Annotated in this window: 20 protein-coding genes and 1 pseudogene; 7 read left to right on the top strand and 14 right to left on the bottom strand. The window is 42.8% G+C overall.

The genetic code is table 11. The features are described from left to right. Positions 1–4: 4 nt before the first annotated feature. Both OQJ75_RS06090 and OQJ75_RS06085 read right to left on the bottom strand, forming a co-directional pair. Positions 5–1,129 carry a DUF917 domain-containing protein gene (locus OQJ75_RS06090; RefSeq protein WP_265971889.1) on the bottom strand — a complete coding sequence of 375 codons (1,125 nt, stop codon included), beginning with the start codon at positions 1,127–1,129 and terminating at the stop codon, positions 5–7. A 5-nt stretch (positions 1,130–1,134) separates the two neighbouring features. After that, positions 1,135–2,460 (bottom strand): cytosine permease, encoded by a 1,326-nt coding sequence (locus tag OQJ75_RS06085; RefSeq protein ID WP_265971890.1) that lies wholly within the window; start codon positions 2,458–2,460, stop codon positions 1,135–1,137. A gap of 93 nt (positions 2,461–2,553) precedes the next feature. Here OQJ75_RS06085 and OQJ75_RS06080 point away from each other — a divergent pair, with 93 nt between their 5' ends. Continuing rightward, positions 2,554–3,492: a LysR family transcriptional regulator gene (locus OQJ75_RS06080; RefSeq protein ID WP_265971892.1), complete on the top strand. Its 939-nt coding sequence runs from the start codon at positions 2,554–2,556 to the stop codon at positions 3,490–3,492. Between the two features lie 103 nt (positions 3,493–3,595). Here OQJ75_RS06080 and OQJ75_RS06075 read toward each other — a convergent pair whose 3' ends face one another. From OQJ75_RS06075 to OQJ75_RS06065, 3 genes are all read right to left on the bottom strand, one after another. Next, positions 3,596–5,950: a fatty acid cis/trans isomerase gene (locus tag OQJ75_RS06075; RefSeq protein ID WP_265971893.1), complete on the bottom strand. Its 2,355-nt coding sequence runs from the start codon at positions 5,948–5,950 to the stop codon at positions 3,596–3,598. A 208-nt stretch (positions 5,951–6,158) separates the two neighbouring features. Continuing rightward, complete coding sequence (locus tag OQJ75_RS06070) at positions 6,159–7,823, bottom strand: VRR-NUC domain-containing protein (RefSeq protein WP_265971894.1); 1,665 nt, start codon at positions 7,821–7,823, stop codon at positions 6,159–6,161. A gap of 57 nt (positions 7,824–7,880) precedes the next feature. Next, on the bottom strand, positions 7,881–9,119 hold the full coding sequence (locus OQJ75_RS06065) for an OFA family MFS transporter (RefSeq protein WP_019825796.1): 1,239 nt from the start codon (positions 9,117–9,119) through the stop codon (positions 7,881–7,883). Between the two features lie 594 nt (positions 9,120–9,713). Here OQJ75_RS06065 and OQJ75_RS06060 point away from each other — a divergent pair. Continuing rightward, entirely contained in the window at positions 9,714–10,094 is a 381-nt protein-coding gene (locus tag OQJ75_RS06060; protein ID WP_265971896.1) for an NADH:ubiquinone oxidoreductase, read from the top strand. Positions 10,095–10,693: 599 nt separating this feature from the next. Further along, complete coding sequence (locus OQJ75_RS06055; RefSeq protein WP_265971897.1) at positions 10,694–11,218, top strand: prepilin-type N-terminal cleavage/methylation domain-containing protein; 525 nt, start codon at positions 10,694–10,696, stop codon at positions 11,216–11,218. A 170-nt stretch (positions 11,219–11,388) separates the two neighbouring features. Here OQJ75_RS06055 and OQJ75_RS06050 read toward each other — a convergent pair whose 3' ends face one another. Together OQJ75_RS06050 and OQJ75_RS06045 are read right to left on the bottom strand one after the other, a co-directional pair. Continuing rightward, positions 11,389–12,504 (bottom strand): GGDEF domain-containing protein, encoded by a 1,116-nt coding sequence (locus OQJ75_RS06050; protein WP_265971899.1) that lies wholly within the window; start codon positions 12,502–12,504, stop codon positions 11,389–11,391. A 10-nt stretch (positions 12,505–12,514) separates the two neighbouring features. Continuing rightward, the gene (locus OQJ75_RS06045) at positions 12,515–13,012 is read right to left on the bottom strand and encodes a hypothetical protein (protein WP_265971902.1); all 498 of its coding nucleotides are present in this window, start codon (positions 13,010–13,012) and stop codon (positions 12,515–12,517) included. A 210-nt stretch (positions 13,013–13,222) separates the two neighbouring features. Here OQJ75_RS06045 and OQJ75_RS06040 point away from each other — a divergent pair, with 210 nt between their 5' ends. Both OQJ75_RS06040 and OQJ75_RS22575 read left to right on the top strand, forming a co-directional pair. Then, on the top strand, positions 13,223–13,984 hold the full coding sequence (locus OQJ75_RS06040; protein WP_265971904.1) for a substrate-binding periplasmic protein: 762 nt from the start codon (positions 13,223–13,225) through the stop codon (positions 13,982–13,984). Further along, positions 13,984–16,170, top strand: a complete 2,187-nt coding sequence (locus OQJ75_RS22575) for an HD domain-containing phosphohydrolase (RefSeq protein ID WP_416340670.1) — start codon at positions 13,984–13,986, stop codon at positions 16,168–16,170. Before OQJ75_RS06040 ends, OQJ75_RS22575 begins: the two co-directional genes overlap by 1 nt. 116 nt (positions 16,171–16,286) lie before the next feature. Here the strand turns inward: OQJ75_RS22575 and OQJ75_RS06030 are convergent, their stop codons facing one another. Beyond that, positions 16,287–16,703, bottom strand: a complete 417-nt coding sequence (locus OQJ75_RS06030) for a TetR/AcrR family transcriptional regulator (RefSeq protein WP_265971906.1) — start codon at positions 16,701–16,703, stop codon at positions 16,287–16,289. 29 nt (positions 16,704–16,732) lie between these two features. Further along, entirely contained in the window at positions 16,733–17,077 is a 345-nt protein-coding gene (locus OQJ75_RS06025; protein ID WP_004730279.1) for a YajD family HNH nuclease, read from the bottom strand. 286 nt (positions 17,078–17,363) lie between these two features. Between OQJ75_RS06025 and yghU the strand changes: the two genes are divergently transcribed. Together yghU and OQJ75_RS06015 are read left to right on the top strand one after the other, a co-directional pair. Further along, complete coding sequence (gene yghU / locus OQJ75_RS06020; protein ID WP_265971914.1) at positions 17,364–18,221, top strand: glutathione-dependent disulfide-bond oxidoreductase; 858 nt, start codon at positions 17,364–17,366, stop codon at positions 18,219–18,221. Between the two features lie 178 nt (positions 18,222–18,399). Then, positions 18,400–18,723, top strand: a complete 324-nt coding sequence (locus tag OQJ75_RS06015) for a DOPA 4,5-dioxygenase family protein (RefSeq protein ID WP_265971915.1) — start codon at positions 18,400–18,402, stop codon at positions 18,721–18,723. Positions 18,724–18,831: 108 nt separating this feature from the next. On the opposite strand, the gene OQJ75_RS06010 is transcribed toward OQJ75_RS06015, so the two are convergent. From OQJ75_RS06010 to OQJ75_RS05990, 5 genes and pseudogenes are all read right to left on the bottom strand, one after another. Then, a complete protein-coding gene (locus tag OQJ75_RS06010) occupies positions 18,832–18,984 on the bottom strand; it encodes a hypothetical protein (protein ID WP_265971916.1) in 153 nt (50 codons plus the stop codon). A gap of 87 nt (positions 18,985–19,071) precedes the next feature. Further along, positions 19,072–20,364, bottom strand: coding sequence for a sensor histidine kinase (locus OQJ75_RS06005; RefSeq protein WP_265971918.1), 1,293 nt, complete (start codon positions 20,362–20,364; stop codon positions 19,072–19,074). Next, positions 20,361–21,035, bottom strand: a complete 675-nt coding sequence (locus tag OQJ75_RS06000; RefSeq protein WP_265971920.1) for a response regulator transcription factor — start codon at positions 21,033–21,035, stop codon at positions 20,361–20,363. The genes OQJ75_RS06005 and OQJ75_RS06000 overlap by 4 nt, the downstream gene beginning before the upstream one ends. A gap of 8 nt (positions 21,036–21,043) precedes the next feature. Further along, entirely contained in the window at positions 21,044–21,955 is a 912-nt protein-coding gene (locus OQJ75_RS05995) for a sterol desaturase family protein (protein ID WP_265971921.1), read from the bottom strand. A 22-nt stretch (positions 21,956–21,977) separates the two neighbouring features. Then, positions 21,978–22,555: pseudogene (locus tag OQJ75_RS05990) on the bottom strand (hypothetical protein). Positions 22,556–22,701: the final 146 nt, after the last annotated feature.

Genomic DNA, 22,701 nt, shown 5'->3' with positions numbered 1-22,701 from the left:
GCGACTACCTCTTCAATGCAGACTTTAGTTGTTCAATGGTTTGATACTCGACTGTGTAGCCAAAGTAACCCGGGCCCGCGACTTCAATACCTTTGTCAGTGCGCCATTTTGGGTCGCAAGGGTAGGCGATAAGGTCAATGCGCTGCCCGTAACGAAGTTGTTCTGTTGTGATTGGCTTTCCGGTTTCATGATCCAAGATCGAAATAAGATCTGGTGTTGATGCCAGCAGGTTATCTTGGTTCATGTCTGCATGACTTGTGCCTTTGTGCGCGAGAAGTAATTCGTTTTGGAACTGTACAAATACGTTATCGACACCGGTATCTTCAAACTGAGCCAGCTTTTCAATCACGACACCGCCTGTTGCAAAGCCACCATCGGTTTCACGCTGTATATCAACAATTTTGCCACTGATGATGGTATGGCCGCCAACAATGTCTAATACGGCCTGTGTGCCACTTTGATTGTTGTCGTTCGCCAGTCTAATCGCTTCACCAATCTTCATTGCTTGGGTCAGTGTTGCAGGCAGTGCGCTGCGTTTTAGGTTCTTACCGTTCATTGGGTAATCGCACATTGCTGCAGAGCCGCCCATCTGCTCGGTAATTGGCCTCGCAAACTTTTCAGACCAAATACCGTCAATTGGATAAAGTGTGACGACATTACCACGCTCATCAGCCAATGTGTTCGGAGCAGAAGGGAGGTCATCAAGAAAGAAAGTCACCATCTGAGCTTCTGGGAACGCACGGCCCATTGCATCACAGTCAATTACAGGGATGTTCTTTTGTGCTGCAACAAGGATTGGAATCAGCGAATTAAAACCGCCCACTTCGATAGGAAACGTTGCCGCTACTTCAGTGCCGAGCGCTTTTTCCATCGCTTCGAAAGCAATCAACATTTGATCTTTCGAATTAAGTTTCTCTACTGCGACGGTTGGTGCGCCAATCATTGAAGAGGGCACTGTCATCCAATCGTCTTGTACGTCTTGTAGAGGAATCATGTGTACAGGGTGCTTTGCCGTTGCAATGGCTACTTTCGCCATCAATGCACCGCTGTATGGGTCACCGCCGCCGCCAGTACCTAATACCGTCGCACCAAGTGCGATATCATCAATCATTTGTTCAGTAATAATCACAACTACTATTCCTTATCACTTGAAGGAGAAAGCTTCATTAGGACGAGGTAAATCACACCAGAGGCAAGAATGCCGTCTAACGCTGAGATGCTGGTTAACGAAAACAGGTTGAAAAACTCTGGCGCGGTACAAGCGCTGAATGCAGTACCAAATGCCCAAGAAGCCAAGCCTTTAAACATCCAAGGTGGAACTTGTTGGATGTTCTCAAAGCTCATTTTTGTCGAATCTAAAACATAATATTGAACGATGTAGACACCTGCCGCAGGCGCAATGGTTACGCTGAGGAGCATTAAGAAGTCAGTAAACTTGTTCACCATGCCGAGTTGAGCAATGCCAATACCGACGATGGTCATGATCACAACCAAAACAGGGCGCGGAATCTTCGGTAGAACCATCGACATGCATAAGCCGCCAGAGGTCAGGTTGCTACTGTTGGTGGTCCATTGTGCGAACACCAGTACGATAATAGCCGCCATACCTAAACCAAGTGTGAAGAAGACTTCTACTAGGTCGTCGGTGCCTGTCATTTTGGTCAGGATCAACGCGATAAGAATAATGGCACTGTTGCCGACGAGGAAACCGATACCCGCCCCTAGAATCGCATCACGACGTGTTTTGGCGTAGCGAGCAATATCAGGTGCAGCAACCGCAGCTAGAATCCAGATAGACATAACAAAAGAGATAGCTTGGCCAAGCGTCAAAGGATCTTCAATCGATGGCGCTGCGCCACCTTGATAATCAGCGGCCATAAACAAACCGATAGTTATGAGTGTCACCATCAAAGGCACTGAATAGGTACTGAGTTTGCCTAAAGCACGAACGCCATAGATAGCCGTCATCATCATTAATACACTGCCGCCAATAAGAGCGGTGAGGTGTGAAATTATGATGTCGTATTTCGCCAGTGCATCGACCATGATGAAAGCGAAGAAATCAGCCTGGAATGCGAACCAGCCAACTAATGATATACCGTTGATGAAGCCAAGAATTTTACCGCCGTTGCGGCCAAACACCGCACTGCTCACCAGCGGGGTAGACACGCCAGCTTGAAAGCCAATGTTGGCACACAGCATCGCGATGATCGCCAATAAGCCTGAACCAATAAACGTGGCAAGCAGTGCGTCTTCAAAACCAATCCCGCTGCTTAGAATCGAGCCGAGAAACAATCCCGAAATATCGATGCCGATAGCCAACCAAATAAGGCTGATAACCCACCAAGATCGTTTGGCCTTCTCGGGAACGGGTTCCAATTCGAAGTCGTCTATCTTTTTGTGGCTGTGTGTTGCTTCGGGTTTATTCACGTAAGCTTCTGCCGCCATAGTGCCATCCATGCATTGTTATTCCATAAGTGTGAATAAAGCATACTGATGTATTTATTGTTAATAAATGAATATAATCAGATGTAAACATAACAAAAAACAAATGTGAGTGGCAAAGTGAATTCAAACAATAAGTTAGATAAAAGAGACCTGCGAAGATTAGAGCTTTTTTGTGAAATTGTTGAGCAAGGAGGCATCAATCAGGCGGTCGCAAGCACCGGGATTAGCCAGCCTGTGCTGAGTAATCAGCTTATTGCCTTGGAAAAAAGCTTAGAATTAACATTATGCCAACGTGGTCGACGTGGTTTTAAGCTGACTCATGAAGGTGAGCAAGTGTATAAATATGCGAACCAATTGAAATCGACCTTAACCGACTTCGCTTATAAGTTACGAGGTGTACAGACAGAACTCTCTGGGCATGTGCGAATTGGGTGCTTGGATAACACCGTCACTTTGCCCTATAACCCACTTCCTAAAGCGATCGAGACGTTTTACCAACGCAGTAACAGTGTTGAGGTGAGTGTTGATGTCGGCGATTTCACCCAGTTGAATGAGAAGTTAGCAAAGAACCAGATTGATATGATGATAGTGGTTCTAGGGTCACATCAAAAATCAGCGTTTCAACATAAATACCCACTGTTTGAAGAGCACAGTTATCTGTATGCGCGTAAAGATCTGGCTGAGAAGATCATGGACAAGAGTTTCTCATTGGATGGTTGTCGTATCAATATGGGCGGCTATGCCAAAGATGAGATGTTCCGATTACTGAATATTGAGCAGTACGATTCCGTAAAGCCTTTTGATGGCTGGCATGTCGAGTCGGGTGTAATTTTAACCTTGGCAGGCACACACTTGAGTTTTTTACCGTCTCATTTAATCGACCGTGGACATTATGACCAAGCTTTGATTCCACTTCAGCCTGAGAAATGGAGCCTCAAGAGCCAGTTTTACGTGGTGCTAAAGCAGCCTGTGGATTCCCTTTCTCCCGCCGCACGTGCGTTTTTTGATGAGCTACACCAACCGGAAACATCGGATTCAATTTAGAGGACTCCTCGTTTTCCAATGGCACTTAAGACACTTTCCCCATAGACAAAAAATCCTCTGCCAACACAGAGGATTTTTTGTTGTTATGCGCTATGAATGAGAACTAACGGTTCTCAAAGCGGTTGTAGTCCAAAAGGCCAAACTCGATCGGTTGGTCTTGTTGATACCAACGATGAACGCGATCACTGAATGGCCAGAACTCGCTAGAACTGCGTCGTACCGCAAACTTGTCTAGCAGCGCCACGTAGTCTTCTTCCGTGTTTAAGTTTTGCAGCATTTTCAACAGAGCGGGAATTTCGCTCTCGGTTAATGACAGGTAAGCCGCAGGGTAGCTTCCCACAACGCCTCGTACGAGGGTTAGGTCATCTTTGGCATAATCGCGATTACCTTCTTCATTAAACAAGCTAGAAATGTTGCTGTGCGCGTTATTGTGAATCATGGTGAACAGCTGCTCTTCGCCGTTTTCGCCTTCAATCATGATCATCACTAATTGAGGTACATGACGCAGGCCTTCTCCCTCGATCAAATTCACTTGATTAAGCAGTGCTTCATTCTTTCTACCAAAACCCGTTTCAACAATCTCAAAGCGATTATCGAGAACAGGTGCGAGCTTATCTTTGATCATATTAAGCAGTTCACGCTTAGGATCGGCCGTTTTGTAAACCACGCTGGTCGGCTGATCAAAAGGTGCAATGTTTCGCTGCAGGTAGTCACTCAGTTGTGCGCTTTGGTTCTGGTACCAACTAGAGTGTTCAATGTGGCGAACGTCTTTAGGAAGAAGGCTTAAGAAGTTACTCTCACCTTCAAGGCGCAAGAAGTCCATGAACATGCGTGTAATCAGTTGGTGGCCAAAGTTGCCGTAAACATCGAAGCCTGCAACGAGAAGATAATGAATACGCTCTAGAAGAGCATAATCAAGAATCCACGCAGTCTTAGGTTGAGTGCCAACTAACCCTTGTACAACAGAGGCGCTATCGAAGTGCCTAAAGACGGTGAGAGCAGCATTCGGGTTGATACCGTCGCCATCCCAAATGATGCTAGTGTCTAGGTTTACGCCACTCTCGAACCATTGGTTAGTGAAGTCTGATTTCGCGTTTAGGTATTGCGCTTGTTGCTTCGCGTATCTTACCCAGTTGGTCACAGGTACGGTGTTACTTTTTAGTTCGCTAGGTAGCTTTAAATTTTTCTTTTGACTTGCGTAGAAGGCGTTGATTTCCGGAACATCGGCTTTCTCTGGGTCGATGAAGAAAACCCAAAAACGGTCGTTAATTACGTTCAAGGCAAGTTGACCACGACACACCGGACCTTTGATATAGGCCATGATGGTGTTTTGCGCGTTATCTAACATGAAGTTGAAGCGCGAGTTTACTGGCAGCGCTTCAAATGATGTCATTGGGTTAGCTGAAACATCGATGTCGTAACTAGGAAGTTGTTTTACTGCGTAATTGACGTCGACAAACCAGGTATTCCACTTTTGTAGGCGTTCTTTATTAAGTGCGAAAGGCATGTGCGTTTTGTCGACGATGGTGCCTTGCTCTGGAATCAGACGATAGTAAACACGGTCTACTTTTGGATCGTCATAAGGGCGGCGAGTCGTGATGCGCTGCACCGCTTCACCTGGTGGTGTTGCAGAGCGAACAACAGTGAAGAAACGCGTTGGTTGAGCTAAATCAGAAAAATAGACATGAGATAAAAACAGGTGCTCGTAGATGTAACGTGCTGAAAGTTGACTCTTATTGTCGCTCTTATTTAAAAAGCTTTCGTAGACATTAACGAGCTCTTGTTCCGCATCATTCAGCGGAATGTGGTCGTTCATGAGCGCGCCATTTTCCAACCAACTCATTAAAGTCGCGTATTCGGTTTTATCTAAATTCGGCATCCCATAAGGCATACCCCAAGTTGGGTAATCTCTCTCGTATTGGGCGTACTCTTCAATCGTTGGGCATTGTTGGTCGCGATCGGTTGAAAAGTCGAAACCTTCAAGCTGGGTTTGATCGGGTAGAGGGTGATTCTCTTTCTGAATCAACATACGAGAAACAAGACCAGCATCGAGGTTAGCCGTTGAGTTCTGCATGCGCTCATTGAGGACTGGATGAAAATCCGCATCGCGCCACTCTTGCGTGGTTAACGCATCTTCAAACAAGCGAGTAGGGGCTGAAGCGGTTAAGCGGGTGCCTTGATAAACGAGTGCCTTGCTCGCTCCTCGGTCTATGCCTTCCACTGAAGACATTTTGAGTTGGCAAGGGGCATCATAACAAGCGTGGCAAACCACGCATCGGTTATCAATGATCGGCTTTACTTCGTCAATGAAGTGCTGCGCTTGAGCCGAAAGAATAGGTGCTTGGCGATCGCGAACTTGTTGTTTACCAAACAGTTCGTCGAAGTTTAAACCCGCGTAGACGGCACAACCTGAGAAGACGCTAACAAAAGCTAAAATGAAGAGTTTTTTCAAATTCATACGTATTTAAATATTAGGCATTTTCTATAATTATATCGAAAATGATTGAAAATGCTCATGTTCTAACAATTTTGTAGACAAGATCTTGATGGGACGAGTGACTTGTCGATGCGCGTCACTCGCTTGTGATCAGAAATTGGTGCTTAGACCTAGCTAGATTTAAACGCCAAGAGCTAACAGCTAGGAGCTAACAGCTAGGAGCTAAGACTCACTGATTGACGTAACAAACAGAGAAGGGGACAGACAATCGTTCAAACTCTTTGATCCATCGCCACTGGTTGTCTTGCAGTTTATCGCCAGGGCCTTTGACTTCAATCCAATGAAACTCATCGCCCTTGAATGCAATCAAATCCGGCATCCCAGTTCGGAATAGTTTTAGGTCACTCAATATCACCTGGAAGAGATCAACAAGTAGGGTGTTTGGAATGGAAGCCATGCTGTGCTCGATGAGTGCTTTAGGGAAATGATTCCAATGAACAAAGGGGTTAGCGATGCCTTGCTTTTTATCGAAAGTATCAAACAAGTGGCTGAACCCGTGCTCGGATATAGTTTGGAACACCGCTTCAATTTGTTCGGCTCGTTTGTCTACGAAGCCTGAGTGATACAAGTCCAGTGGTCGATGTTGGTAACGATTGATAAAAGCACCTTCGACATCAGAGAAAATGACATCCCAGAAAGCCAAACCGAACAAACCACACAGAAAGCTGTTCTCAGAGAAATAGACATCCCAACCTTGGTTTTCAAAGTGCTGCTTTATTGCAAGCTCGACTCGCGTTTGGCTGAGGTCTAATTCCAGTTTTATTTCTTTACAGCTCGGTTTTATGGTTCGTGAAACTTTGTGCCCCTGTTTCCGTAGCAGCCGGTCTTCAAGCTTAATAGCGACTTCCAACTCTGACACATCCGATGGAGCAGCTTTCATTTGCGTGACAATGTCACACATTAAGTCTAGCGTACCTTGCTTATCATAGATGCGCGCAAGTCGCTCTCTGCTGGGAGGAAGTGTAGATTGTCTGAACCAAAAGATAGCTTGGTCGTTTAGGTTAAGCCTTTCTAGATCGCGAGCAATATCATTGACCAAACGCGATCGTTTTCTGGCAATGCTTCTGTGTTCTGATTCTTCAGGAATCGAATTTAAAATCAGTTCCAGAAATTCGCCATCTTTGCGGTCACCTTCTGAATACAAGCGTTGAATATCGCGCATCTGGAGTAATTGATTGAGCTGTTCTCTGGAAGTGAAGAAGCGGCGCTGCTTGCTTAATGGGTAGTTCTCAAAGGTGTTGAGCCCAAGGTCACTTAAGACGAACTGACTTAAGTATTGATAGGTGTTGGCAAAGAACAGCAACAGTAATACATCAATCACTTGAGATTCGATGACGTAAATACAGTCGAAGGTTAGGCTTTGAAATTGATCGAAAGGTTGTTGATCAAGCAGTAGCAATAGCTCATCTTTTTTGGCAGCTCTGTTGCTCTTAAGGACGGGGAATAAATTCAACAGTTCTGGTTTTGTGAGCAAGTGCAACCCTAGCTCGACCTCATTAATGAGGAGGTGATGGTGTTCTGTAGGGTGACTCAACGCGATAAAGCCTGAGTTGCTTAGCTCTTGTAGTGCGGTCTTTAGATCTGGGATCTCAACATAGTTGAGTTTATCGCTGCGAAACCATCGCCCCTTACGAGAAAGCAAACGAACCATTAAGCATTGGCTTGAAATGGAAAGACGTTTGTATGCGGATAACCAACGACATTCATCGTCACTCAGGAGATCGGGGTAGAGCGTTTGAGCGTGTTCAACCAGTCGATTGAAGTTGTCGAGATAATAAGTAGGGGAGAGCTGAAGAGTGGTTTCGGTCGTCAATGGAGAAGTCGCTTGATACAAAAAGAGCCTAACCCTAAGGTTAAGCTCTTCAATAACAAATTCAATCTTTTCTGCAGATTAAGCTTGTGATGCTTTTAGTTCAGCAACTTTAGCTTCAGAGATTGGCTTAGTGATAATTGCTAGAACAATACACACTGCCATCATAACTGCAGAGATTGTGTAAGCTAGGCCGTAACCTTCGCCGTTTGACATTGAGAAGCCAACAACTGCTGCACCAATAGCGCCGCCGATACCCCATGCCGTGTAAAGCACGCCGTAGTTAGTACCGTAGTTTTTCAGACCGTAGAACTCAGCAGTTAGTGTTGGGAATACTGCTAGAAGCGTACCGTAACCAACAGCTGCGATAGCCGTACCAATGATTAGCGTGAATTCAGAGTTGAACGTAGCGAATAGAGCCATGTTCGCGCCTTGAAGGATGAACGCTAGAAGTAGAGTACGTACGCCACCGATTTTATCTGCAAGCATACCCGCAGCAACACGGCCGCCTGAGTTGAATACTGCAAGGATAGACGCTAGGTAAACTGCGTTTGGCAGGTTAGCTTGAACGCTAGCAATCGTAGTGATGTTACCGATGATCATTAGACCAACAGATGCAGCGAATGCGTACATGATCCATAGAGAGTAGAACTGAGGAGTCTTCAGCATTACTTTCCAAGTTAGGTCTTCAGTCTTCTTAACCGCTTTAGGTGCTTGACCTGCTTTTACTTTAGGCTCAGCTGGCGTGTAATCCGCTGGTGGGTTGTTGATAGTTGCTGCTAGAGGTACTGCGATTGCAAGTACACCAACACCAAGAATCATAAAGCTTGTTTGGATACCCATGCTGTCGATTAGCGCAGAAGTTACTGGTGCTAGGTAAATAGCTGCAAGACCGAAGCCCGCTGCGATTAGACCGTTAACCATACCTTTCTTAGAAGAGTGGAACCACTTCATTGCTGATGGAGAAAGACATGCGTAACCGAAGCCGATACCAGCACCTGTCATAATACCGAACGTGATGTTCAGCATCATAGGCGTTGTAGCGAAACCAGAAGCAATCATGCCTAGGCCTGTTAGAGCCGTACCTAGGATTAGGATCTTACGTGGACCCATACGGTCTTGTAGGATGCCTGCAACAAGAAGACAAACAGAGAATGTGATAGTTGCAATAGCGTAAGGTGAAGATGCTTCAGCAGCACTCCAACCAGCTTCAGTTACTAGCGCTTTGTTAAATACACTCCAAGCATACAGGATGCCAAGACAAAGGTTGATACAGAAGCCTGCTAGCAGGATACGTGTTGCTTTATCAATCTTGCTCATTTTTATTCTCAGTTTTGTCATCGGTTAGTGGAGAGCCACTTAACTAAAGACGGGTTATTGTGATTGTTTCTTCAAAATTAGTTTGCGTTTATCAACAGATAGCGCAAAAGAGCGCGGATTATAACCAATAAAAATGTGATTGGAATCTCTTTTTCCATTTTCGGTAAATTAAATTCATTTTGTTAATGAGTTGTTTTTCATTGGTTTTTAAAATGTATTCAACACCTTTCTGTTTTGTTCTTTTTCGCTCTGTTTTCTTATTATTTCAGGGATTTTGAGGTGATGGTTTTTGAATAGACACGTATTCCGTGCGGATATCACAGAGTTACAAATAATTTTAATTAATTTCCAAGGTTAAATTTGTGTAACAAAATGAATCGAAACAGCGCTTTGTTCATATGAGACAAGGAGTAACGGAGTTTTATTAAAAACAAAATGTTAAGTAATTGTTAAGAGTGATTTTTGTTAGTACTTTTGCTTACATTTTGTTCGATTGGAGGGGTTGTGTTGTCCGTAAAAAGTGGGAAAATAGTACGCAAACTGAGATTCCAAATTTGAAAGGATGCGTTTCCAACTTATGGTGAGGCGAGTATTATGAAACTGTTTTTAATTTTATTGATGTCAATTTCTGGTGGTGTAGCGGCAGCTGACCATATTCACTCTTTCCTATTCGGCTTCTATGTTGCGGCTCTAGCAGTTGGTAGTTGCTACTGGCTTGCATTCCGCAGTACGCGTTTCCCACAGTTGGCATTAGTGCTATTGATGTGTGGCTTTTTTGCGAAAATTGCAGTGACTGTTATCGGTGTTTCTTGGGGTATCTCGAACGATATCATTCAATCGCCGTTCATTTTCTCATTGTCATACCTGTTCTTCTTAGTGGTTGTGTCTTACGTTTGGTTTGCATACCGCGATAAATTAACGCTAAAACAACGCGCTAAACAGGTAGAAGAGTCTCGCAAACAAGCGGCGGTATAATTGCAAAATTAATACAGAATTCTATAAAGAGCCTTCTTCGGAAGGCTCTTTTTGATCCTGCCTGAGCTCAAAAAATCAGAATTTGAGTACCTTACCTAAAATTGCATTATTGAAATAATATGTGTTTGACGAATTGCTCGTCAGGTGTTTATCATAGAAAAAAGGATAGTATCCTTTTTTGCTTGCGCCAGAGAGATGTGCAAAAGAAATGCTTATTAAATTGGATAGTTGTAGTTGTAGTTGGAGTAGTCGTTAGTGTTCAACAATGAAGTACAAGATCTATTGATATTGCTCGTTTTTCTTTTGTTCGCTTTGTTGTTTCTTAATGGCTGAATTGATTCATATTAAAAAATCAATGTTGCGAGGAGTGAGTTCAAATTATGTGGCTTGGTATTTATCAACCTGTGCTTCAAAAACATTTGAAGTATGAGGCTAACTACATTGATAGGAATACACCACTCGAGACCAAATGAAGCAGACGAAATCAAGTCGAGCTAAAGTTCGATAATGGTCCCCTTATTAAAAAGAATCGAGAGTAAAGATATCAGTGAAAAAATTAACAGGAACAAGGTAAATAGCCATGTGTGAGGTTAATCATTATGTATAAAAACAAAGGCTTTACCTTGCTTGAACTTGTAGTAGTGATAGTCATTCTTGGGGTGTTGGCAGTGACTGCTGCACCTCGCTTTTTGAATTTGCAGAGTGATGCAAGAAACGCGTCATTGAAGGGGCTAAAAGGAGCTGTTGAGTCTGCAATCAACTTATCTTATGGAAAAATGCTAGTGGCCAATGCAGAAGGGAATCCTATAACTAAAGGGGTTTCGGCCGCGGCAATTATACCTGGTTGTGGTGATTGTACTTTTTGGTACGGATATTCCCCCGCGGATGTAAAAACGTTGTCCATTTTGGTTGACGGTATTGAAGTTGACGGTTCAGGCGATTTTGTTCTGACAGACGTACAATCTAACAATAACATCAGCAATGCTTATTACGTGGAAATAACCTTCCCTAACAATATGCTAAATGGCAGCCTTGTGAATGATTCATGTTATTTAAGATATGAGTCAAGAATGGGTGTTCCAGTAGATGCTAAACCGGTTCTTGATTTGGTTAGTTGTAACTAGGCGATTTGTTACGTCCAATGTTCTTGCTTATGTATCGGTTAGGGAAGACCGTTTGCCAAAATACAAACCAACCTCCACCCTTGATTGGAAATTGGGTGCAGATGTAAAGTGCAAATATTTGCACTATTCCATTGCTCTCTAGTCAGAGTATAGACAAGTAAAAATCTTGTTTAACTTTGATAAAATGCATAATTGTTGAGTTGATTGTGCTTCTCCGATTTTGCTTTGTACATCGCAGAATCAGCGGCAGACATGAGCTCTTTTTCTGATGAAAAGTGTTTTTGTTGGTAGATGGAAATACCTGCGGAACACCCAACTTGGATTATGTTTCCTTCGAGCTCAATCGGTTGGCTTATCATTCCCATTATCCGAGTTAGTGCAACTTCAATGTCTGCACGATGCTCAAAATTAACAATAATCAAACCAAACTCATCACCTCCGAGTCGTGCAAAAGTATCAGAACTTTTTATCGATTTTTGCACTCGCCTAGCAATGATTTTGAGAAGCTGATCCCCTGCATCGTGTCCCAAAGTGTCATTAACTTCTTTAAACCCATTTAAATCTAAAAAGCAAAAGCCAAGAGGTTCACCTTTTTCTATCTGTCTTTTTAGTGCCGTTAAGCAGTATTTCCGGTTTTTAAGCCCAGTAAGGTAGTCGGTTTCAAGGTTAAGTGATTTTACTTTGAGACTACGAGTTAAATAAGTGATAGCGGGAATTGTTATCGCAGCGCCAATAATCGCCATATATATCGCATACAACAGGCTTTTTCGATCATCTTTTATCGCATTCACAAATTCAGAGAGATCATAGCCCTTGAGTTCGTACAACACCACGTCATCATAAATAACCTTTATGTTGGAGACCGTATCCAAAATTTCAGGTAAATGTTGTCGCCAATTTTCTTGCGACAAAAGCGTATTATAGTGGTGGTCTAATTGTTCAATGTGATTAGCAATCGAGTCCTTTGCATAACCTTGAAATCTTTTGAATACGTTGGCGTCTGTAGTCAAGAACTCATAGTTAACAATAAGGAAATCAATCCTATTCTTTATTTTTTGAGGCGAATCTACATCATTGTATATTGTGTCTGACACTTCCATTTCCAGTTCATGAACTTCTCTTCCAAATCGCCAAGAAGCCCAATAAGAAGCTTTTATCAATTCGATATATTTTACGGTTTCACGGTCATGTTCAGAGTGTGCTTCATTGATTCTCAACGTAACGAACAGTAATAAGGTGAAGAAGATTGCTAATGCCAAGCTTCTTTTGACTTTGTCATGTTTCACTGCTTTTTCCTCACTCTTCAAAAACAACAATTTCATTGGCAAACCAGACTAGGTGGTAAGCAAGTGACAGATCTCGCATAGCTTGGTCGTTGAGGTTGTTTAAATCACTGATCACAGTAATAGGCCCTTTTTGCCTAATGGATATTGGTTGTCCTTCGTCTTGATACGCTAAGAAAAAGTGTGTGTTGGCAAGACTGTCTTGAGTAAATGTCGCTTTGTATCCATTTGCAGCGACGATCTCAATACAACGTATGTTCAGAGATGGTTCATGATGTTTGAGCAAATCTTCCAGATAGATTCCTTGGTAAGCTCGTTTCTCTTTTCGCCAAGGCAGTGGTGTCGAGAGTTGGTTTGGGGCTATTTTTGTTAGCTCGTCCATTGTGTAATCGTAGGTTACATCTCTACTTTCAAAACGTATTTTCATCACGAGTGATTCATCTAAATGGGCTTGTGCTGGCGCTTTAACAGCTACAAATAAAATGATCAAGAGGATGTATACTACTTTCACGGACGTCGTCCTTTTTTGTTTTGTTTTTGTTTGGTTTGTCAAAATATCAACAAGAACTATTAAGTTAATCGAACAGATTGGTGTGCGTTATATTATTATAAAATTTCGGTAACTTTACAATGGTCATTGTAAATATGTTGATTTTATCATCAAATCTGGCTGTTTGTTTTGACTGGATTGGGTGGTAGAGAATGAACAGGAGATCAAAACTTGAAATTAGTATGGCAAGCAGTCGTTATCTCTATGAGTTTTATTTTCTCTTTAAAGGTACACGCACAAATACAGGCGAATGGCGACGTTGATGTACTCAATGTTGCCTTAATGAATGAAGATAGGTACCCCTATTTTGTCAAACCGAAGTTCGGAGCCCCTGAGAAGGGGGTCTATATTGATCTTTTGAATGAAATTGGAGAGATGACGGGAATCCGCTTCCAGTATCATTTTTTCCCACAGTCGCGGGTTCGACACCTAATGAAATACCAGAAGATGGATGTTGAACCTGGGATAGCGAAAGAATGGCGAACCGAACTTCTTGAGCTTGATAATAGTGTGTACAGCATTCCGTTGTATCGAACGTCTGAAGTAGTTATCTATCGGCGTTCTCACTTTGAATCTCCACCCAATACGTTGAGTGCGTTTAAAACACTGACTTCTTGTTCTGTTTTAGGTTTTTATGACGTAAACATTGGGGGTTCAGACAAAGACAGTATTACAGAAAATAATTCAACAAAGATGATCGAAATGGACCGTTGTGATTATATGTTTATGCCTCTAGTCATCGCAGAAGCTAAAGAGATCAACGAGCAACTCATTGGGATCACAAAGCCAATGAAGCATTTTGACTTAAGAATTAGATTAACAAAAGTGAATGAGGGGTCTCTTCCTAAGATTAATGAGGCAATCAAGTTTCTACGATCTCAAGGTTACATCACACAATTATTTGATAAGTATAAAAAGTTAGGAGAGTCCTAATGAGCAGGTTGAAAACGACACACTTGCTCATTGGTTTAATGATCATCTTAAGCTTTTATTTGATTTTTTTATTGATAATTCAGGATTCAAATGGCCATTTAAAAGCAAGAAACACACCGTTAAAAATAGCTGCAAAAATATCGGATTTAGTCGCTCCCCATTTATACAATTTGGATGCAAAAAACCTGAGGATGACGGTTGAATCGATTATTACTCACAACGAATCGATCAATGCACTCGATATAAAAGATGTTGTAAGCGGGAAGAGCGCATTGACGTACTTCAAGAGCGAAAACAACGCCTATTTCAATCGTTCTATCGATGAAAATGTACGTTTGTATTCGGATTATGCCAACACCGATATTGTTTATGACGGATTGGTCATAGGTACAGTGCATCTTTATATCTCTGATGATGAACCTTTAACGGATGACCGTTTCCATATTGGATATTATGCGGCTGTTTTTGTACTTGTTATCTTGCTTTTATCGGGCATATTTCATGCGGCTCTAAAGAGATCTGATGCAAAACTATCGAGCTTTGATATCAACTCAAATAAGTTTCTCTATTCATTTCTAATCTCCATCATATTTTTCGTCATGATCGCAACGGCTGTGAGTTATTTATTGATTGATTCTAGTCGAAGTTATGCAATCGAAAGAACGAGAAGTGACCTTAATAGCGTTGTTCGTGGTTACCAAGAAGGTGTTGAAAACAAAGTTAACTTGATGAGAAGTACTTTTGACTTCATCACTTCAACCGACGAGTTTATCAACGTGTTTGATGAGCTCATGATTACGCGAAATGAACAGGTAAACGTATCAATACAAAACAATCAGAACCGACTAATTCAAGTCTTCAAACGGTACGCAAACTTACATATCGGGGGAAACAATGCATTCGCGGTATTAAATACCAAAGGGTCAGTGTTGACTCACTATGGGGATAGCGTTGTTTATGATGAATTTAATGTGGATATATATCCGTATTTTCTCGAAGCTCTTCGGGGACGAGCATCAATATTCTCGATAGGTGCTTATTACGACCACATTGAACAAGACTACAAAGGAAATTTGTTTTTTTCTACTCCAATTGTTAAACAGAAATCCGGAGAAATCGTTGGTGTAATTGTCAGTGAAATACTGACCGATGAGTTGTTTTTCCCTGATGATTACAAAAAATACTTTCAAAATACGGGAGAGATGCTCGCAGTTGATACGTCGGGCATTGTGATATCGCGTTGTAAGAAAGGGAATTGTCTAGGTAATAAGAAAGACGGAATTATCCCTATTTCACAGCCGCCGAGTAATGGTGACATTAGTGATATGGAGCGTACAACAGATTACCAAGGAACTAAGGTGTTTGCTGTTGCAAGTAAGCAAAGTACGTTTCAGGCTAATTTTATAGCGAAGATCGATGTTGATGAGGCACTAACTGAGCACAACGACTTTCAGTGGGCTTTGATTATCATTACATCCGGTATGAGTGCTTTTGTTATTTTGAGCCTCGGCTTTACATTGATCATCGTTAGAAAAGTGACGGGCAAACAAGTCGCGTTAAATCGAAGTTTGATTGAGCGGTTGGGTAATGCTGCTGAATTTAAAGATAATGATACCGGGATGCACGTGGTTCGAATGAGCCATTACGCAAGAATTGTCGCAGTAAATTATGGCTGTACAAAGCAATGGTGTGAAAACCTATTCACTGCTGCGCCGATGCACGATATAGGGAAAATAGGGATTCCAGATAAGGTATTACATAAACCAGGCAAACTAACCACGCAAGAGTGGGATGTTATGAAAGCACATCCTATATTTGGAGCAAAGATTATCGGAGAACATAGTAGCCCTTTGTTGATCATGGCTAAGGACATTTCGATAGCACACCATGAGAAATGGGATGGGTCCGGCTATCCTTATAATTTAATGGGCGAGCAAATCCCTTTATCAGCACGAATTATTGCAATAGCTGACGTATTTGATGCATTGACCACTGTTAGGCCATACAAAGAAGCATGGAGTGATGAGAAAGCGATAGCATTAATAAAGTCAGAATCCGGGAGCCACTTTGATCCAGAAGTCGTTGATGCCTTCATACGGTCGATTGACGAAATTCTACAGACTAAAGATCAGTATCGCGATATTCAATGTGACCCAACTACCCAAAATCATCTTAAACAAATGTAGATTTAATTGATTTGAAAATAGGCCACTGAATTAGTGGCCTATTTGTTGTGCAGAGCAGGGTGACGACTTTGCATAAAGGTTGGGGCTAGATAGGTTTTCCTAGCTCAAATGCAATGTTACGCGTGAATTACGGCGTAGCCGACACACTTGTAAACACAACTTTTAACCTCTTGTTCATCACCTTGTATTGAATCAAATAGGCCTTTAACACCATCAAGCTTAGGTATTATTGGACCCGCAGTTAGGATTGCCTTCTTAAACCTTGAATCGTTGTCGAACGCCTCAGTCCAAGATTGGTAGAACGCCTCTGCTGATTCAAATTTGAGTGGTTGTTTGATGATCTCTACATACTTTGATACTAACTCTAAAGCGAGATCTTCTTTACGCTTGAAGTGTGTATTGATGCCACTACGTGAAATAACCGCTTGTTTAGACAACCGGGTAAATGTTGCAGCATCAAAGCCTTCATTTAAGGTAATATCAAAGGCCGCCTCAATAATTCTTCTTTTTGTATTTTCTGCTTTTTCGCTCATTCGCTACGAACCCGAACTTTAGTAGAAAGCTATTTCTTCATCAATTTTGCTAGATCGGCAAATGGATTGTGCGTTGCTGATTGATGATCGTCTAAACGGGCCTTTGCATCAACGCCGTAGCGGTCATGGTCCGTGTATTTTGAGTGCTCATGATCGTGGCAGTATAGGCACAATAATTCCCAGTTACTGCCATCTTCAGGGTTGTTTGTATGGTCGTGATCCACGTGGTGAACGGTCAGCTCTCTCAAGTTCGAGTAAACGAATTCACGTGCACATTTACCACAAACCCATGGGTACAGTTTTAGTGCTTTTTCGCGGTAGCCTTTCTCTTGGCGAGCGTACGCTGCACTCGAGCCTGTGTAATCAGAAGACATTGCCAAATCCTTATCAATTATAATCCCCCGATTTTATCACAGCTTTCTGGAACGGGTAGGGCTGTCGTTGCTAAATGGTGCGGTAGATTAACCAACATTGAATGAGGTTCGAAATAGGACACGAATAGATGCCTACCTTTTACATGAGCCGTCTCGTAAAACGGGTTATGTCTTTCTGGAATAAGCCATGCTTAACAGTTTGAAAATAAATCGTATTCAGGGGTTTTAACCAAGGACATGTGACCTAATATCAGTTTGTGAGACCCTATATTAATAAGGAAATATCATGTCACAACAATACACACCGCCAAAAGTTTGGGTTAACGATGCTGCTGGTGGTAACAAGTGGGCAAACATTAATAGTCCTGAATCTGGCGCTCGATTTGATAAAGAGCTTCCTGTTGGTGACCACGCCTTGCAACTGTATTCTCTTGGTACGCCTAACGGTCAGAAAGTCACTATCATGCTAGAAGAGCTGTTAGCGGCGGGTGTTAAAGAAGCTGAATATGATGCGTACTTGATCAATATTGGTGAGTCAGACCAATTCTCTTCTGGTTTTGTTGGTGTAAATCCAAACTCAAAGATCCCAGCCCTGCTTGATAAATCAGGCAACGAAGATGTGAATGTATTCGAATCGGCTTCTATCTTGATGCATCTAGCTGAAAAATTTGGTCACTTCTTACCGAAAGAAGGGGCAGCACGCACGCAAACTATCAACTGGTTGTTCTGGGCGCAAGGTTCAGCCCCATTCCTAGGCGGCGGTTTCGGTCACTTCTACGCTTATGCGGATGAAAAGCAAGAATACCCAATTAACCGCTTTGCAATGGAAGCTAAACGTCAACTAGACGTGTTAGACAAGCAACTTGCTAGCAGCACTTTCGTTGCGGGTGAAGAGTTCAGCATTGCTGATATCGCAATTTGGCCTTGGTACGGCAACCTTGTATTGGGCAATTTATATGATGCGGCAGAGTTCTTACAAGTTGAGTCTTACACCAACGTAGTTCGCTGGGCGAAGCAATTAGAAGCTCGCGAAGGCGTTCAACGTGGTCGTATTATCAACCGTTCATGGGGCGAAGCGTGGGTGCAACTTCCTGAGCGCCACTCGGCAGAAGATATCGATTCGGTGTTGAAGCTCAAGCCTTAGTCGCTTCAAATACTAACTCACTGTATATAACTAGAGTTTGTTTTTGATTACCTCGAATAACAGACTCTAGTTTTTTCTACTTATTGACCCTCACCAATCAAGTTCATCCATTAAGACTTAGCTATTGAATGCGGTTTAGGTATAAACTTGCGACATCATAATTCTAAAGGATGGTGCCATGTACCACGGTCATATCTATTTCCCTCTGCGCTTTGCAGAGCAGGCAGAAATACTGCGTCAGAAAATTCTATCGGAACGTAAAGATGTATTAGAGGTTTTTCCTTTAGTACAACGTTTGGTTGGCCCACATAAAATGCCGATGTTTGAGATTCATTTTGCTAACAAAGAGTCGGGCATTGTTGAGTGGCTTGAGCAAGAGCGCGGCGATATGTCGGTGCTGATTCACCCAGTAACGGGCGGCGAAGAAACGCTAGACCACACAGTACGTGCGATTTGGCTTGGTCGTGAGCTAGGTGTTTTTGAAGAGACATTAAGTAGCTAATTTAATTCGCGCCCGACAGTTTTTAGTTAATCAATGTTCTTAATAAACATAGCTGCTGTCGGGTGTATCAAAGATCACTAATTTTCGAACGATTTCCTTTTTAAATACCTAGCTTCTCCAGCTCTTTCCCAGCAACAAAGATACCCCTACCGACACACCTAGTGCGATTAAGATATTGGGTAAGTAAAGTCCCCAAATCGCGACACAAACCGCCACGGTTACCACAGCCCACAATAGTGTTTCTAAAATCCAAATACCCATAAAACGACTCCTAACTTGATTGTGCGACTAGCATAACCAAGCCAAGGTAAACATTTGGTCACCATCTGATACCGATCTCTAATTTCGTTAAAGCATCACTCTAACGCTGAACTCGTTGTCGTGAGTTCCATGAGTAAATCGCCACCCTTGGTTCTGACACACGCGATCAATGAGTTCTAGGCCGATACCAAAAGAGGTTTGTTGTTCAGAGTCGTTTGCCAGGTTTTCATCTTCCAAGCGGTTGGTTACCTCAAACTGGTGTTCTGTCAGCGTGATCCTGATATCTCCGCTACCGCCGTGTTGAAATGCATTTCGAACTAAATTGGTGAGCACAACCTCAGTTAACTCGCGGGGAAGATTATGTTCTTCTTGAGCAACACTGATTTGAATATCGACTTCTTTATTTTTCAAAAGGTAACGTTGGCTTTCAATAATGCTGTCGAGTAGGGGAGCTAGCTTGATTTGCTCATAGTTGGTTTCCATCTCGTTATTGCGGCTCATCCAAAGCAGCGTCGTGACTAAGGCTTTCATATTGGTGGCGGAACGTTGGATTCGTGCGATAGCTCGCTGACCACTGTTTGGAATGCTATCAGACAATCGAACCAGCATATCGCCACTCGCTGAAATGGTGGCAATCGGCGTTCTTAACTCGTGGCTTGCTGCTCTTAAGAAAAAGCTCTCACGTTCATTGGCTTGGCGTTCACCTTGCACACTCTTAACAAGCTGCGATGCTAATTGGTCGATCTCTTTATATCGAAACTTAGCCAGCCCTTGCGTGTTGTTTACGTCAAGCGATTCAGACCATTTTGATAAGGTAATAATCGGTTTGGTGACTCTGTGTATCAGAAGGCGAATGATCAAGAACACCAAGAGTAAAAGAGCGCCGATGGCGATAAAGGCACTGTTTATTTGGTTCACGGATTCAGGTGGGTTGAGTTCGAATAGGTTCAAGTAAATCGCTTCATCGTACTCAGAAATGATGTATAGCGATTCGTCTTTTCCAGAAATTTGATGTTTGGCTGCATAGAGGTATTGCCCCGATTCATTGCTAGATGAAGACTCGTAATGTTCATAAATAGCGTCGTTATCAAATGTACTCCAATCAAAGGCTTGTTGAAATTTAGCGGGCATTTCCGAATAGGTTAGAAAGGCTTGGAATGTCGGGTTTTGATAGTCTGGCAAATGCCCGGTTTCGATGTAACGTTGCTCTGCGACTTCCAGTTCATACAAGAACCCATACTTTGCTGATTCGTTCAGGCCAATATGATAGCTCTGAGACACCATTAAGCTGTATATGGCGGTAAGCAAAACAACAATGCCAAACAAGTAGAGGTAGATATCGCGCTTAATACTGACTCGATTTATGTTTGCCTGCTTCATGATGGCTCCTCATTTAGGACAACACCAATGCCATGAACCGTGTGAATTAGCTTTGAATCAAAGGGCGCATCAACCACTTGGCGAAGCTTAAACAGGTGCGCTTTCATGCTGTCTGAGCTTGGCATTTCGTCTTCCCATGCTTCTTCAAGCTTGGCTTTACTTACCACATTAGGGCTGTTTCGCACTAACATCACGAGCATTCGCCAACAAACAGGGGAGAGCTTCAACAGTTTGCCGTCTCTAATGGCTTGATGTTTGTCTAAGTCGAGCTTGAGGTCTGCCACGGACAATGAAGTCACAGAACCTTGAGCACGACGCACTAATGCCATCAAACGTACTTTGAGTTCTTCCATTGCAAAAGGCTTCACTAGATAGTCATCCGAACCGACCTCGAACCCTGCGATCTTGTCTTGTAATGTGTCTCTTGCCGTCAGCATGAGAATCGGAGTGGTCACGCCTTGCTGACGAAGAGATTGGCACACATCGAGCCCATCCATTTTGGGCATGTTGATGTCCGTTAAGATGATGTCATAACGCCCCTCTAACGCGAGGTTTAACCCGGTACTGCCATTGTAAGCAAAATCGAATTCGAAACCGTCGAGTTCCATATAGTCTGCAATGGCTTCTGCCAAGTCACTGTCGTCTTCAATCGACAGGGCGTTAATGCTCATAAGTGTCCTTACTTTGTTTCTCGTTCTCTTTTCCAAGCCCAGATAGGCGGCTGAATAAGAAGTTGTAGTCGGTAGTTCCAATTTGGCGCATGCCATAACTGCTGGCACAGTTTAACGTAGCCGTGGAAATATACCTTAAATGGGTTCACAGAGTTGATTCTAGGGAACACGCCGTATCTGACCTCTTCCTCTTCTTTGGCGAACGTACCGAACATACGATCCCAAATGATCAATATCCCAGCGTAATTCTTATCAAGGTACTGTTTGTTGGTTGCGTGATGCACTCTGTGGTGTGAAGGTGTATTGAACACGGCTTCAACAGGACGAGGTAATCGCTTAACTGTTTCGGTGTGCAATAACGTTTGGTATAGCTGCACAAAGGTTTCACACATCAGCACCACAAACGGATTAAAGCCAAGCAGAATTAACGGCAAATGGAAAAAGAACGGGAAGAACCAATCCAAAGGCCCAAAGCGGTAAGCAACTGATATATTAAAGTAAGGCGAGCTATGGTGAACCGAGTGCGTTCCCCAAGCTAAACCGTTGCTGTGCAAGAATCTGTGTTCCCAGTAATACGCGAGATCCGCCAAGATCAAGCAGCCAAGAATCGTCCAGCCGGATATTGGCAGCTGAGTCAGGCTAAAATTCTCGTAGGCATAAACAAACGCGCCGACATAAGCTAGGCCGACAAAGAAAACGGTCACTAACAAGAAGAACAGAGTGACAAAGTTGGTCGCACTGTCTCCCAACATGTTCCAGCTTAACTTTTTCTTAAAGGCATAGCGGATGAGCTCAAATATAAACAGAGCCAGAGCAAGCAGTAGAAAGTTATCATCAACCCAAGTCTCGGTCAGGATGACGCTTGTTTCTGTGAATGTTTGAGAGAGAAAGTTCCCAATGCTATCGATAGTGAAATCCATAACGAAATCCTTTACTGATCATTTAATAATAGACGTATAACTCGCTAGAATCTGGCAACCCATGCTGATTCAATTGGTGGTGCTCAATAACCTTATCAACCTCTTTTAAAATCGCGATTTCTTCCCAAGCTTGTGCTAATTCTTGTTCAGTATGTTCACCTTTACTGAGTAGAAGCGTACCTTTGGCTTTGTTTGGAATTGGGATTAAGCGATTGTTTTTATTTGATGTTGATTGCTTAGTCGGGAAGCCAATGGTGACAGTAGCCTTGCTGAAGTCGGAACTGATGTCCTGATAGATCACGACCACTTTTTGTTGTAGTGCGATCTCCTCATCATTTGCTTCTAGGTGTTGGTAGAAGTCGACCCACAGCTCAGGCACATCCTCTAAAGGGATGGTTTTGCTAAAGCCTTGCAGGTAAGTAGTGTTTGCGGTCGCCTGTGGTTTTACCTCTGATGACTGTTTCTTTGAGGCGTTGTTCGTTGATGACTCAGTTATTGGCTGCTCCGTCGATGCATCCGCAATTGCAGGCTGAATATGTAATAGCCCCAGACAACGCCAGTAATACCGACTGTCGTGAGTAGTGAAGCGAATAATTTCATGCTCTTTCCTTGTTGTTCATTTTTCTTATCAAGGACAGTAAAGGAGCCGAGGTAAACAAAAGGTAACCGATCTAGTTACTAAGCGAGTCTGTCGTCTAATTTGTTAATACAGCAATCTGAGACACTTTTTCCCATGCTGAATTGGT

Origin of the sequence: Vibrio sp. 14G-20 (assembly GCF_026241515.1) — a bacterium.
Lineage (GTDB): Bacteria > Pseudomonadota > Gammaproteobacteria > Enterobacterales > Vibrionaceae > Vibrio.
This window is presented reverse-complemented; position numbering and strand designations above follow the sequence as displayed.

Excerpts from the sequence above, each read along its gene's own strand:
- OQJ75_RS06085 (WP_265971890.1), bottom strand. The coding sequence starts at position 2,460 with ATGGATGGCACTATGGCGGCAGAAGCTTACGTGAATAAACCCGAAGCA.
- OQJ75_RS06075 (WP_265971893.1), bottom strand. The coding sequence starts at position 5,950 with ATGAATTTGAAAAAACTCTTCATTTTAGCTTTTGTTAGCGTCTTCTCA.
- OQJ75_RS06065 (WP_019825796.1), bottom strand. The coding sequence starts at position 9,119 with ATGAGCAAGATTGATAAAGCAACACGTATCCTGCTAGCAGGCTTCTGT.
- OQJ75_RS06060 (WP_265971896.1), top strand. The coding sequence starts at position 9,714 with ATGAAACTGTTTTTAATTTTATTGATGTCAATTTCTGGTGGTGTAGCG.
- OQJ75_RS06055 (WP_265971897.1), top strand. The coding sequence starts at position 10,694 with ATGTATAAAAACAAAGGCTTTACCTTGCTTGAACTTGTAGTAGTGATA.
- OQJ75_RS22575 (WP_416340670.1), top strand. The coding sequence starts at position 13,984 with ATGAGCAGGTTGAAAACGACACACTTGCTCATTGGTTTAATGATCATC.
- OQJ75_RS06030 (WP_265971906.1), bottom strand. The coding sequence starts at position 16,703 with ATGAGCGAAAAAGCAGAAAATACAAAAAGAAGAATTATTGAGGCGGCC.
- OQJ75_RS06025 (WP_004730279.1), bottom strand. The coding sequence starts at position 17,077 with ATGTCTTCTGATTACACAGGCTCGAGTGCAGCGTACGCTCGCCAAGAG.
- yghU (WP_265971914.1), top strand. The coding sequence starts at position 17,364 with ATGTCACAACAATACACACCGCCAAAAGTTTGGGTTAACGATGCTGCT.
- OQJ75_RS06015 (WP_265971915.1), top strand. The coding sequence starts at position 18,400 with ATGTACCACGGTCATATCTATTTCCCTCTGCGCTTTGCAGAGCAGGCA.
- OQJ75_RS06010 (WP_265971916.1), bottom strand. The coding sequence starts at position 18,984 with ATGGGTATTTGGATTTTAGAAACACTATTGTGGGCTGTGGTAACCGTG.
- OQJ75_RS06005 (WP_265971918.1), bottom strand. The coding sequence starts at position 20,364 with ATGAAGCAGGCAAACATAAATCGAGTCAGTATTAAGCGCGATATCTAC.
- OQJ75_RS06000 (WP_265971920.1), bottom strand. The coding sequence starts at position 21,035 with ATGAGCATTAACGCCCTGTCGATTGAAGACGACAGTGACTTGGCAGAA.
- OQJ75_RS05995 (WP_265971921.1), bottom strand. The coding sequence starts at position 21,955 with ATGGATTTCACTATCGATAGCATTGGGAACTTTCTCTCTCAAACATTC.